General features: G+C 46.6%; 7 protein-coding genes. 6 read left to right on the top strand and 1 reads right to left on the bottom strand.

The genetic code is table 11. The annotated features are described in order from the left end of the window. The first annotated feature begins 371 nt into the window (after window positions 1–371). From KSW37_RS07730 to KSW37_RS07750, 5 genes are all read left to right on the top strand, one after another. Window positions 372–1,718, top strand: a complete 1,347-nt coding sequence (locus KSW37_RS07730) for a glycoside hydrolase family 43 protein (protein WP_217313902.1) — start codon at window positions 372–374, stop codon at window positions 1,716–1,718. A 100-nt stretch (window positions 1,719–1,818) separates the two neighbouring features. Next, a complete protein-coding gene (locus tag KSW37_RS07735) occupies window positions 1,819–4,203 on the top strand; it encodes a glycoside hydrolase family 127 protein (protein WP_217313903.1) in 2,385 nt (794 codons plus the stop codon). 172 nt (window positions 4,204–4,375) lie between these two features. Beyond that, window positions 4,376–7,351: a family 43 glycosylhydrolase gene (locus KSW37_RS07740; RefSeq protein ID WP_437183111.1), complete on the top strand. Its 2,976-nt coding sequence runs from the start codon at window positions 4,376–4,378 to the stop codon at window positions 7,349–7,351. A gap of 46 nt (window positions 7,352–7,397) precedes the next feature. Beyond that, window positions 7,398–9,761 carry a glycoside hydrolase family 95 protein gene (locus tag KSW37_RS07745; RefSeq protein WP_254368583.1) on the top strand — a complete coding sequence of 788 codons (2,364 nt, stop codon included), beginning with the start codon at window positions 7,398–7,400 and terminating at the stop codon, window positions 9,759–9,761. Window positions 9,762–9,879: 118 nt separating this feature from the next. Continuing rightward, window positions 9,880–12,018, top strand: a complete 2,139-nt coding sequence (locus tag KSW37_RS07750) for a glycoside hydrolase family 43 protein (RefSeq protein ID WP_217313906.1) — start codon at window positions 9,880–9,882, stop codon at window positions 12,016–12,018. An 82-nt stretch (window positions 12,019–12,100) separates the two neighbouring features. Here KSW37_RS07750 and KSW37_RS07755 read toward each other — a convergent pair whose 3' ends face one another. Then, window positions 12,101–12,847 carry a porin family protein gene (locus KSW37_RS07755; protein WP_217313907.1) on the bottom strand — a complete coding sequence of 249 codons (747 nt, stop codon included), beginning with the start codon at window positions 12,845–12,847 and terminating at the stop codon, window positions 12,101–12,103. A 223-nt stretch (window positions 12,848–13,070) separates the two neighbouring features. On the opposite strand from KSW37_RS07755, the gene KSW37_RS07760 reads away from it, so the two are divergent. Further along, window positions 13,071–13,238 carry a 4Fe-4S binding protein gene (locus KSW37_RS07760; protein WP_022327039.1) on the top strand — a complete coding sequence of 56 codons (168 nt, stop codon included), beginning with the start codon at window positions 13,071–13,073 and terminating at the stop codon, window positions 13,236–13,238. Window positions 13,239–13,359: the final 121 nt, after the last annotated feature.

Raw genomic sequence — 13,359 nt, forward strand, 5'->3', positions numbered from 1 at the left:
CATCATCTGTAAAAGAGTAGCCATTCAACTCTACCTCACGGGTCTCAAACCAACCTGTGTCCTCATTATACACACGTTCAATTCTTGTCTTACGTTTCATTGTCACTTCTGTTTGTTCCTAAGTGACAACCTTTTTCAGGGAAGTACATTTTCCTCTTACGCGTCTGCTTTAGAGCTTTAGTTAAAAATCCTAACTCATCCTATGCTGGCAAGCAAGAGTGTGGAATATGACAGAAAGACAGTAAAGCTACAGATACAAGTGTTACATAGAATAAAGTATTTGACACATGTGAAAAAGTAGAATTCTGCTTTTTTGCTTACCTTTGCATCCACAAATAACAATTTAACTAATAATTAATTTAAATCATAAAATGACTAGATACAGAATGATTTTATCCCTGCTTTTGGCTGGCATGGGAACTGTTGCAACAGCACAGAATATCAACTTGCCAATCATCCAGACCAAGTACACAGCCGATCCTGCACCTTATGTGCACAACGATACGGTTTATCTCTATACCACACACGATGAGGATGGGGCTGAAGGGTTCCTGATGAAAGACTGGCTACTCTATACCTCAACTGATATGGTAAACTGGCAAGACCGCGGTGCCGTGGCTTCATTGAAAGACTTCAAGTGGTTCAAGGGTGAGAATGGTGCCTGGGCAGAGCAGGTCATCGAGCGCAATGGCAAATGGTATATGTATTGTCCTATCCATGGTCATGGCATCGGAGTGCTGGTAGCTGATAATCCATACGGACCGTTTAAGGATCCTATCGGAAAGCCTCTGGCATGGGAAGGTGATTGGTTTGACATCGACCCTACTGTATGGATAGATGATGATAATCAGGCTTACATGTATTGGGGAAATCCAGAATTGAAGGCAGTAAAGTTGAATGAGGATATGATTTCTTATTCTGATTCCATCATGCACTTCCCGAAGATTCAGGATTATCAGGAAGGTCCTTGGTTCTGGAAGCGCAATGGCAATTATTATCTGGCTTATGCTTCTACCTGCTGTCCTGAGGGCATCGGTTATGCGATGAGCAAGAATCCGCTCGGACCATGGGAATATAAGGGACATATCATGAACCATACGCCTCGTACTCGTGGCAATCATCCGGGCATCATCGACTATAAGGGCAAGAGCTATTGCTTCGGCTTGAATTATGACATCTTCCGTTTGAAGACGGGGCGTCATGCCGAGCAGCGTTCTGTTTCTGCGGCCGAAATGACTTACAATCCTGACGGAACCATCCAGGAGTTGCCATACTTCCAGGAATGCAAGTTGGAGCAGATAGAATGGTTCAACCCTTATCGACAGGTTGAGGCTGAGACGATGGCTTGGGGCTATGGATTGAAGACTCAGCCTAAGAACGAATGGGCACAGAAGGACAGATGGAACCAAGTGGTTACGAATATTGATGAGGGAAAGTATATCCTCGTGAAGGGTGTTGACTTCAAGAAGGGTGCAAGTAAGTTTGAGGTTTCTGCCTCTTGCCACATGTTGGGCGGCAGTATCGAAATCCGTCTTGATGGGGTAAACGGCCTGTGCATCGGCAAGGTGGATATCAAGAACACCAAGGATGAATACAAAACCTTCTCAACCCAGGTGAAGAAGATAAAGGGTGTTCATGATCTCTACTTCGTTTTCAAGGGAGGCAACATCCAGAAGCAGAACTTCTTCTTCCTGGATTGGTGGAAGTTTAGTGAGTAAGAAAGAACATTAAAAGATGTGTTTTTTCATTGAAAGCCATAAGCTAAATGTAATTGTCCGTATATACACTTTTATTAAGAATTTAAAATAATATCAAATTATGAAGAAACAACTAATGATAGCTCTGTTGAGCATGGCGCCTGCCTTGGGTGTTGTGGCGCAAGATAAACTTTATAAGGATGAGTTCCCGCTGGGTGACATCACCCTTCTGGACGGACCATTGAAGCATGCCCGCGACTTGAACGTGCAGGTGCTCCTGAAATATGATTGCGACCGCATGCTGGCTCCTTATCGCAAGGAGGCTGGCTTGCAACCTCGCAAACCTTCTTATCCCAACTGGGATGGGCTGGACGGACATGTGGGTGGACATTATCTGTCGGCTCTTGCCATCAATGCAGCCACAGGCAATGAGGAATGCCGCAAACGCATGGAATATATGATATCTGAACTCCAGCTGGTGCTTGATGCCAACAATCAGCGTCATGAAGCCTGGTGCCATAACTATATCGGTGGTGTTCCCAATAGTGCCAAGATGTGGACGGCTTTCAGTAAAGGAGATTTCGGACCTTACTTCGGAACATGGGCACCTTTCTATAATATTCATAAGATGTATGCAGGTCTTCGTGATGCATGGCTCTATTGCGGCAATGAACAGGCAAAGAATCTGTTTCTGAAGTTCTGTGATTGGGCTGTGGACATTACGCGTGATTTGAATGACGGACAGATGGAGAAAATGCTAGGCAATGAGCATGGAGGCATGAACGAAGTGCTTGCTGATGCATACGCGATTACCGGAGAGCAGAAATATATGGACTGTGCCCGCAGATTCTCTCACAAGCTGTTGCTGGTGCCAATGGAAGAAGGCAAGGATTGTCTTGACAATATGCATGCCAATACGCAGATTCCAAAGGTTATCGGCTATCAGCGCATCGCTGAGTTGGCTCATGATGTGCAATATCACAATGCCAGCGAGTATTTCTGGGAAATAGTGACACGTCAGCGTTCGCTGGCTTTGGGAGGTAACAGCAGGCGTGAGCACTTCCCGACAAAGGAAAATTGCATCGACTATATCAACGACATCGATGGACCGGAGTCTTGCAATACTTATAATATGCTGAAGCTTACCGAGGATCTGAACCGAGTGAAACCTGATGGCATGTATGGCGACTTTTACGAGACTGCGATGTTCAACCATATCCTCTCTGCCCAGCATCCTCAACATGGCGGCTATGTCTATTTCACTTCTGCCCGTCCTCGTCATTACCGCAACTATTCTGCTCCTAATGAGGCGATGTGGTGCTGCGTGGGAACAGGTATGGAAGACCACGGAAAGTATGGACAGTTTGTCTGGACGCACGATAAGGGTGTGAAGGCGGAGGATGATGCGCTCTATGTGAATCTCTTCGTGGCTTCCGAGTTGAATTGGAAGGATAGAAAGATGGTGATTCGTCAGCAGACTGCCTTCCCGTATGCTGAGTCATCAGTCGTAGAAGTAGCCAAGGGTAAGGGAACTTTCATCCTGAAAGTCCGTAAGCCATCCTGGTGTGAAAACTTCACAGTGAAGGGTGTTGGTTTTGATGTCGATAGCTATGAGGAGAATGGATTTGTCTGCATCAAGCGCAAATGGAAGAAGGGTGACCAGATAAAGATTTCTATGCCTATGCACGCTTACATAAAACCGATGATTAATGTGCCTCAGTATGTGGCAATCATGTATGGTCCTATCCTGCTCGGCATGAAGACGGGAACGGAGGATATGCGTGGACTCATTGCCGATGACAGCCGTTTCGGACAGTATGCCGGTGGAAAGAAACTGGCTCTTGACAAGGCTCCTATTTTGTTGCCGAAACATCTCGACGACATTGCCAAAGACCTGAAGCCAATTCCTGGCAAGCCATTGCATTTTAAACTTGCCACCCGAATGGAGAATGCCATTGATGGTGAACTGCAGCCTTTCTTCGAGATTCATGATTCTCGATATATGATGTATTGGTTGGCACTAGGCGAGAATGATTACAAGGCTTATATGCAGAAGTTGGCTGATGAGGAAAAAGCCCGTCAGGCTTTGGAGGAGCGAACTGTAGATAAGGTGAATCCGGGAGAGCAGCAGCCTGAGACTGATCATAACATGGAGGCTGATGTTACTGAGCGTGGTAATACTGAGGGCGTCTTTTTCCGTGATGCAAAGGATGGGCATTTCTTCAGCTATCTGATGCAGACCAAGGGAGAGACTAATCTTAGCCTTCAGCTCAAGTTCTGGGGACAGGATGAATGGCGTACAAGTGAGTTTGATATTTATGTCAACGACAAGTTGCTTTGCAGCGTGAACAACAGTCATCGCTGGCGCACCACACAGTTTAAGACCGTTGATTATGCCATTCCTTCAGAGTTTGTTAAGGGCAAGAAGGAAATAAGAGTGAAGTTTGTGGCTCATAAGGGCAAGCAAGTTGGACAGATTTATGGAGTTAGACTTGTGAAGCATTAATTGTAGAAAAGTATATGTTAGCATATATTCAACTCAAGAATGAGACAAGTGCATCAATCACCAATAGAGTTTGTGTAGTAAGATAAACTCAATAAAGTTTTTGAAACATTCGATAAAGTCATTATGATTGTTTTTTCGTAATTTTGCAGCATTAAACGAAAAAACAATCATAATGATGAATACAACGAAAATTTTGGCTCTCAGAAAGCCGTTACTGATAAGCGCATGGCTGCTTGCCATGCAGGGAGCTGCCTATGCGCAGAATCCTATCGTTCAAACACAGTTGACTTCAGACCCAGCTCCTCTTCCTGTCGGTGACCGGCTTTATGTCTATACCGGTCATGATGAAGATAAGGCTGACTTCTTCTGGATGAACGAATGGCGTGTGTATTCCACCAAGGATATGGTGAACTGGACAGATCATGGTTCTCCGCTCGACCTCAGTTCTTTTTCCTGGGCAGACGACCGTGCCTGGGCAGCACAGACCATCGAACGTAATGGTAAGTATTACTGGTATATCTGTGCGCACTCTAAACTGACGGGCGGAATGGCTATCGGCGTAGCTGTGGCTGATTCTCCTACCGGTCCGTTCAAGGATGCGCTGGGCAAACCGCTTTTCGATAATGGAAGTTGGGACAATATCGACCCTACCGTCTGGATGGATGAGGATGGTCAGGCTTATCTCTATTGGGGTAATCCACATCTTTACTATGCCAAACTGAATAAAGATATGATTAGCTTCAAGGGTGGTATAGATGCTAAGGCAGCTGTTGATGAAAAGCGTGAAGTGGGCAGAATCGTGATGACTGAGGAGGGATTCGGTTCGCCTGACGTGGAGAAGCGTGATTCTACCCGAAAATATAAAGATTGCTACACAGAGGGACCTTGGTTCATGAAGCGTGGCAAGAACTATTATATGCTTTATGCAGCAGGTGGAGTGCCTGAGCATATCGCTTATTCCATGAGTAAGAAGCCTTTCGGCCCATGGAAGTATATGGGCGAAATCATGCCATTGGAAGATACGGGTTCCTTTACTAACCATTGCGGTGTGACCGACTTCAAGGGCAAGTCTTATTTCTTCTATCATACGGGTAAACTGGGTGGCGGATTCGGACGCAGTGTGGCTGTGGAAGAATTCAAATACAATGCCGACGGCACCTTCCCAATCATCCACCATACTCAGGAAGGAGTGGCTCCTATCGCAACCCTCAATCCTTACAAGCGTCAGGAGGCTGAAACCATCGCTTTCTCTAAGGGAGTGAAGTCGGAGCAGACCGATGATACGGGTGTTTATATCTCTGAAATCCATCAAGGCGATTATATCAAGGTACGCGAGGTGGATTTCGGAAATGAGAGTCCGGATGCATTTGCCATCTCTGCAGCGTGCTCTTCGCTTGGAGGTTCGCTGGAGGTTCATCTCGATAAGGAAGATGGCGAACTGATAGCTAAACTTGATGTTACCAAGACGGGTGGCTGGGAAAAGTGGAAGACTTTCTCGGCACAAATGCTAAAGAAAGTGACAGGAAAGCATGATATATACTTCGTGTTCAAGGGATTGAAGGGGAGCAAACTCTTCAATTTCGACTGGTGGAAGTTTGAGAAGAATTTTGCCAATCCTGTGGTTTGGGCTGATGTGCCTGATGTGGATGTAATCCGTGTGGGTGACAGCTTCTATATGGTAAGCACCACCATGCATCTGATGCCGGGTGCGCCTATCATGAAATCGAAGGATCTGGTGAACTGGGAAACCGTTAACTATATCTTCCCTAAACTTACCGATTCGCCTAAGTATGACATGAAGGAGGGTACGGTGTATGGTCGTGGTCAGTGGGCCACTTCGCTGCAGTATCATCGTGGCAAGTTCTATGCGCTCTTTGCTCCGAATGATAATCCCGGTGGAGAGACTTATATCTGCACTGCCGATGATATCGAGGGCAAATGGATTATCCACAGCCGTTTGCAGCATTTCCATGATGCCGCTCTCTTCTTCGATGACGACGATAAGGCATACGTGGTTTATGGAACGGGAGAGATGGTGCAGCTGAATGCCGACCTGACGGCTGTGGTGCCGGGCAGCCATCGTAAACTCTTTGAGCGTGATGCTGATGAAACGGGTTTGCTCGAAGGCTCCCGCCTGATCAAGCACAACGGCAAGTATTATCTCCTGATGATTTCGTGGCCACAGGGACATCCTCGTCGTGAGGTTTGTTATCGTGCTGATAAGATAACGGGTCCTTACGAAAAGAAGGTGATTCTGGAAACGGAGTTTGCCGGATTCAACGGCGTGGGACAAGGTACGATTGTAGATGATAAGGATGGCAACTGGTATGGCATCGTATTCCAAGACCGTGGTGGTGTGGGCAGAGTGCTCACGCTGGAGCCATGTACCTGGAAGGACGGATGGCCTATGCTGACCGATGAGAAGGGCAATATTCCTGCCGAGATGCAGAAGCCTGTGCTGGGCTACGATGGTAAGGGACTCGTGTATAGTGATGATTTCTCGAAGGATAAACTGGAACTGCAGTGGCAGTGGAACCACAATCCTGTGGATAATGCCTGGTCGCTCACAGAACGCAAGGGCTGGCTCCGCCTGAAGACATCCCGTATTGTTCCTAATATCTTCCTGGCTCCTAATACCATCAGTACCCGTACCGAAGGACCAACCTGCGAGGGAATCATCAAGATGGATGTGAGCAAGATGAAAGATGGCGATGTGGCTGGCTTGTCAGCCTTCCAGGGTGATGCGGCCCTGCTTTCTATCGTAAAGGAAGGCAAGAAACTCTTTGTGGTAGGTACCAAGGAGAGTGTAGCTTTGACTGAAAAGGAAAAGGCAGTGACTGATGTGAAGCGTGAGGAGGTTTATCGCCAGCCTTTGAATCTGAAGCAGAATAAGGCAACGAAATCAAGCATCATCTATCTGAAGATGAGTTGCGATTTCCGTCTTCATCAGGATCTCGCCACCTTATTATATAGTATAGACGGCAAGACCTGGATTCCTGCCATCAAGGATTTCAAGATGCAGTATGATTATCGCCGCTTCTTTATGGGAACCCGTATCGCCATCTACAACTATGCCACAAAGGCTGCTGGCGGATATGTGGATGTGGATAGTTTTGAGTATCAAAAACAGAATGGTAGTGAGAAATAGAATAATAGTCGGAACTATGGCTTTGGCGTTTCTTCTTCCGGTGAAGATGATGGCTAAGGCTAGCAGTTCTGATAATAGTACTCTTCTATGGTATAACGCCCCAGCCCAGCAGTGGCTGGAGGCTCAGCCTATCGGAAACTCACATCTGGGAGGTATGGTGTATGGCGGAACCACGGACGAAAATATCCAGTTGAATGAGGAGACTTTCTGGAGTGGTGGCCCTCATAACAACAATAGCAAGAAATCCCTGGAGAATCTGCCAAAGGTGAGGGAACTCATCTTCAATGGCAGGGAAGAGGAGGCAGCGGCTCTCATCAACCAGACTTTCATCCCAGGTCCTCATGGCATGCGCTTCCTGCCGATGGCAAATCTGCATATCAGAATGAAGAACCGGGGAAAGGCTGAACTGTTTGTGCGCAACCTGGATTTGAAGAGGGCGATTGCCACGACTTCTTTCGTGATGGATGGCGTAAGATATACCCGTACTACCTTTGCTTCGCTGGCTGATGGCGTTATCGTTTGCCATATCAAGGCGAGTAGAAAGGGTGCCCTGAATATCGAGGTTACCCTGGATTCGCCTTTTGAACATCAGACTCAGGAAACATCTTCAGGGGTTATGCTGAAGGTGAAGGGACAAGACCAGGAAGGCATCAAGGCGGCTCTCGCTGCCGAATGTGTGGCAGATGTAAGGACGGATGGCACCGAGGCAACCATCATCGTGAGCGCTGCCACCAATTTTGTGAACTATCACGATGTGTCGGGCAATGCCGCCCAACGCAATGCCGACTATATAAATAAGGTGAAACTGATGAGCTATGCACAGTTGGAGAAACGCCATGTGGAGGCTTACCAGAAGCAGTTCGCTACTTCTTCTCTGATTTTGCCAACCGATATCAATGCTTCGTTGCCTACCAACCAGCGCCTGGAGAAATTTGCAGGCAGCAAGGATATGGCGATGGTGGCACTGATGTATAACTATGGTCGCTATCTGCTCATCTCCTCTTCCCAGCCTGGTGGACAGGCGGCAAACTTGCAGGGCGTTTGGAACGACAGCAAAAATGCGCCTTGGGACAGTAAATATACCATCAACATCAATACGGAGATGAATTACTGGCCTGCCGAGGTAACGAATCTCGGCAACACGACGGAGCCTCTGTATTCGCTGATTAAGGATTTGAGCGTAACGGGAGCACAGACGGCTAGGGAAATGTATGGCTGTCGTGGCTGGATGGCACACCATAACACCGATATCTGGCGCATAGCAGGTCCGGTGGACGGTGCGCAGTGGGGCATGTTCCCGAACGGCGGAGCCTGGCTCACTACCCATCTCTGGCAGCATTATCTCTATACGGGCGACAAGGCTTTCCTCAAGCAGTGGTATCCGGTAATAAAAGGTGCTGCTGAGTTCTATCTTGACTATATGCAGAAGTTGCCGGGCACCGAATGGAAGGTAACCGTGCCGTCGGTGAGTCCGGAACAGGGACCTATGGGTAAGAGAACTGCCGTAACGGCAGGTTGCACGATGGATAACCAGATAGCCTTCGATGCCTTGAGCAGTGCCGTGAAGGCTTCTGAGATATTGGGAGTTGATGAGGCTGAGCGCAAGGCGATGCAGCAGCTGATTTCTCAGATTCCGCCAATGCAGATAGGAAAGTACGGACAGTTGCAGGAGTGGCTTGTGGATGCGGATGATCCGAAGAATGAACATCGCCATATCTCGCATCTCTATGGATTGTATCCATCCAATCAGATTTCTCCTTTTTCTCATCCGGAACTGTTCCATGCCGCTGCCACTACTCTGAAGCATCGTGGCGACCAGGCTACGGGCTGGAGTCTGGGTTGGAAGACGAACTTCTGGGCACGCATGCTCGATGGCAATCATGCTTTCAGAATCATCAGCAATATGCTTCGCCTGTTGCCATCTGATGCGCAGGCAAAGGAGTATCCTGATGGGAGAACCTATCCGAATCTCTTCGATGCCCATCCGCCATTCCAGATAGACGGCAACTTCGGAGTAACAGCCGGCATCGCCGAAATGCTCCTGCAGAGTCATGATGGAGCCGTGCATCTCTTGCCTGCCTTGCCTGATGCCTGGAACAAGGGAAGCGTAAAGGGACTTCGTGCCCGTGGCGGCTTTGTGGTTGATATGGACTGGAAGAATGGCAGACTGATGAAGGCGAAGATTCGTTCCACCATCGGAGGTGTGCTGCGTCTCCGCTCCTACGTTCCGCTGAAGGCGAAGAATCTGAAGAAGGCTGAAGGAATATGTCCCAATATCCTTTTTGCATCTGCAGAAGTGAAGCCTGTAATGGAACAGCATCGGATAGCAGAAGGAGTGAAGGTCACTATTCCTGACGTATATGAATATGACTTGGAAACAGAACCAGGAAAGACTTATCTGATTAAATAATGTCCTAAAATCACATTTGTTGCCATAAAAGTATCATTTTGTCCACCTCTGGTTGGATAATTATTCGTACTTTTGTGGCAATATTTTTTATAATAATCTTTTAGACCTATCAATGAGAATGAAGAAATTATTATTTGCAACCTGTTGCATCGCTTTTTTGAGCGGTTCTTTGGGAGCAGCGGCGCAGAAAAAATCTGCAGCCAAGAATGTTCTGACACAGACTTTGAAAGGGAAGTCTTGGTCGGCTGATAATGGTAATGGTACCTTTACAAACCCCTTGTTTTATGATGAGTTTTCTGACCCTGATATTATCAGAGTGGGGGAGGACTTCTATCTGGCAGGTACTACGATGCACAGTGTGCCGGGATTGGTGGTGCTCCATTCCAAGGATCTCGTAAATTGGGAGTTCTCTTCCTATTGCTTCGACCGATTCGATGATTCTGATGATTTCAACCTCCGCAATGGCAAGGAGGCTTACGGACAGGGTATCTGGGCGCCTGCTATCCGATATCATAACGGAAAGTTCTATATCTTCTCTAATATCAACGGACATGGCTTGCAGGTGTATATTTCGGATAGTGCCAAGGGACCTTGGACGCATCATAAAGTTAATGGCGATATCTACGACCTCTCTGTGCTCTTCGATGAGGATGGCAAGATTTATGCCGTGCACAAGTATGGAAACGTGACCGTTACGGAGTTGAAGCCCGATTTGAGTGGTCCGGTAGAGGGCAGCAGCAAGGTAGTGATTCCGGAAGGCAATGCGATGGGTGAGGGACATCATGTGTATAAAATCAATGGCATGTACTATATCCTCTCTGCAGATTATTCACCGATGGGCCGCATGCAGTGTGCCCGAAGCAAGAGCATCTGGGGACCTTATGAAACCTGCGTAATTAGCGAGCGCGAATCGTATGGTTATGCTGCGGGATGGAGCGTAGGTAACATGGGAATCGGTCGGCCTTTGCCGGAAGATGGTTTCAAATTCCAGAACAACAAGCCTAATGGTCTGAACCTGGGCTGTGCCACCATTCATCAGGGCGGCATCGTACAGGCTCCTGACGGGAAATGGTGGGGCGTTTCGATGCAGGACTTCAATTCCGTGGGAAGAACGGTGTGCCTGTCGCCTATCACTTGGGTTGACGGCTGGCCTTACTTTGGATTGGAGAAGAACCTGGGACGCTCGCCTCGTACCTGGTTCAAACCGAATGATATGGTCAAGACACCACAGGCTCCATACGACAGATGTGATGATTTCTCGGGTAAAACTTTTAAACCGGTTTGGCAATGGAATCATAATCCGAATGACAAGATGTGGTCGCTGAATAAGGAGCGAAAAGGATGGCTTCGTTTGCATTCCATGCCTGCCAAGCAACTGCTTTGGGCAAAGAATACATTGACGCAGCGTGCCATCGGACCTGTTTCTTATACATCTGTTAAGTTGGATGCATCCCGCTTGAAGGTAGGTGATGAGGCTGGTTTGGGTGCCATCAATACGCCATATGCTTCATTGGGCGTTGTCAAGACGGATAAGGGGTTGAACTTGAGATGTTATGACCAGAATACCAACAAGGAAGTGTTGAAGCCGTTGGCTAAAAGCAAGGTAGTTTGGTTGCGACTTTGGGGTGATTATGACAAGAGCCAGTTGCAATATTCCTACTCTCTGGATGGTAAGAACTGGGAAAATATCGGCGAACAGATGCTTTCGCCTTATCAGTTGAAGACCTTCCAGGGGGTACGTGTGGCACTTTATGCTTTCAACAAGAAGGAATTGAATGGCGGTGTGGCTGATTTCGATGATTTCAAGGTAGAGGAGCCGATGGCTGACAGAACAGCCAATTTGCCTATCGGAAAGACCATAAGATTCTCTAATCTCGCTGATGGCAGTCTGATGGATGCTACCGGACATGGATTGATGCATAGTTCCGGCAACCGAAGGGACATGAGAAATCAGGTGAAGTTTGTTGTGGAGGATAGAGGTAAGGGAAAGATTGCTTTGAAGACGGCTGACGGACGATATGTTTATATTGCTGGTGCTGGTTTATCTGGTGATGTTCGTCTGACTTCCGACTCTTCCAAGGCAGAGGAGTTTGTATGGCAGGATATGCTTTATAACCGCTGCATGCTGCTTTCTATGAAGACGCAGCGTTATGTAGGTAAAAATCCTATGGATGGAAGTCCTTATTCTGCAGATTTCCAAGGAGCTGACGCCGGTATGAAGAACGGGTGTGTTTTCACTTGGGATGTTGTTGAGTAAAGATATCTGTTCTTTATAAATTAGAAGAGGTAGACTCTCGCTGTGGGGAGTCTGCCTCTTTTTCTTTTGTGATATTGTTCGATTATTCGAAATAGAATGTTAGTGCTATTATTTTGCTATGTGCTGACTTAGCAGATAGTGTGTACGGGAGTGTACTCTTGTCTTTTATATTTTTGATGTGATTCTTATCGTATGTATCTGTTATTCCATACATGAATTTCAATTCAGGGCGAAGCTTGAAATAAGGCAGATAGAAATCACACCCCAATCCCAGTTCCAGGAACAGATCTGTTTTCTTCAGTTTGATATAATCTTCGTTCTTGCTGTTCAGATTCATCATCGGGTTGATTCCTGCCATGATGTATGGGCGGTGATTATTGAATCTCTGTGCTGCAAATATCAGGTCGAATGCACTGGAAATGTAAGCTGTCTTCATCTCCTGTTTCTGCTGTATTGGATTACCTGCCCCATCTTTTTCCAGCATGTTGTAGAAGGAGAGATGTCGGGTACCGAAATACATGGCTGGTGCTATGCGTAGCTGGAAGTGGTTGTTGAGGCGGAATTCTCCTAGTACACCTACTGTAAATCCTGGATCCCATCTGTCCTGGTCTACTGTTACGCAGCCATGTTGCTCAATGCCGTCAGCATCCAGATAAGTAACCGGTCCTGCATTCTGGAATTCTATATCCTGGAAATGGGTGCCTACCAATACACCGAAGTGGAATGGGCGTAAATCGGTATAAGGACGGTTTTCTACCGTTCTTTCCTGTGCACCAGCCTGGATTGTGATGGCAAGGCTTATGATGAATGTCAATAGTTTCTTTTTCATATATTTATAACGGAATATTCCTCTTCATATTGCTTTCTGTTTTATTTCGATAATGTATAAATTAAGTAAACACGTGAAATTTCTTATACCTAATTGTAGGTATTCCGAAAATAATTATTATCTTTGCACCATAATTATTAGGTAATGTACCTTTAGTTATCAGACAAGACAAATTAAAAGCATATTATACAAAAACATTATAAACATTTAAACATTAATAATTATGGCATACGTAATTGGTGACGATTGTATCGCTTGCGGTACATGTATTGATGAGTGTCCATCAGGTGCAATCTCTGAGGGCGAGAAGTATTCTATCAACCCAGACGTCTGCACAGAGTGTGGTACTTGTGCTGATGTTTGCCCTAACGAGGCAATCAGTCTTCCTTAATCTATAAGGATAGATACTTTTAGTTACATAAAACATTGAGAGCGGTTCCCATGGGAATCGCTCTTTTCGTTTTCTATTGTTTGAAGATTTTTTCTCCCAATTTCCCTTTATTTGCTTATAG

The organism is Segatella copri (assembly GCF_019127135.1).
GTDB lineage: Bacteria > Bacteroidota > Bacteroidia > Bacteroidales > Bacteroidaceae > Prevotella.

What these genes read in the sequence shown, in the direction of transcription:
- KSW37_RS07730 (WP_217313902.1), top strand. Translation starts at nt 372, where the DNA reads ATGACTAGATACAGAATGATTTTATCCCTGCTTTTGGCTGGCATGGGA.
- KSW37_RS07760 (WP_022327039.1), top strand. Translation starts at nt 13,071, where the DNA reads ATGGCATACGTAATTGGTGACGATTGTATCGCTTGCGGTACATGTATT.
- KSW37_RS07740 (WP_437183111.1), top strand. Translation starts at nt 4,376, where the DNA reads ATGATGAATACAACGAAAATTTTGGCTCTCAGAAAGCCGTTACTGATA.
- KSW37_RS07735 (WP_217313903.1), top strand. Translation starts at nt 1,819, where the DNA reads ATGAAGAAACAACTAATGATAGCTCTGTTGAGCATGGCGCCTGCCTTG.
- KSW37_RS07755 (WP_217313907.1), bottom strand. Translation starts at nt 12,847, where the DNA reads ATGAAAAAGAAACTATTGACATTCATCATAAGCCTTGCCATCACAATC.
- KSW37_RS07745 (WP_254368583.1), top strand. Translation starts at nt 7,398, where the DNA reads ATGATGGCTAAGGCTAGCAGTTCTGATAATAGTACTCTTCTATGGTAT.
- KSW37_RS07750 (WP_217313906.1), top strand. Translation starts at nt 9,880, where the DNA reads ATGAAGAAATTATTATTTGCAACCTGTTGCATCGCTTTTTTGAGCGGT.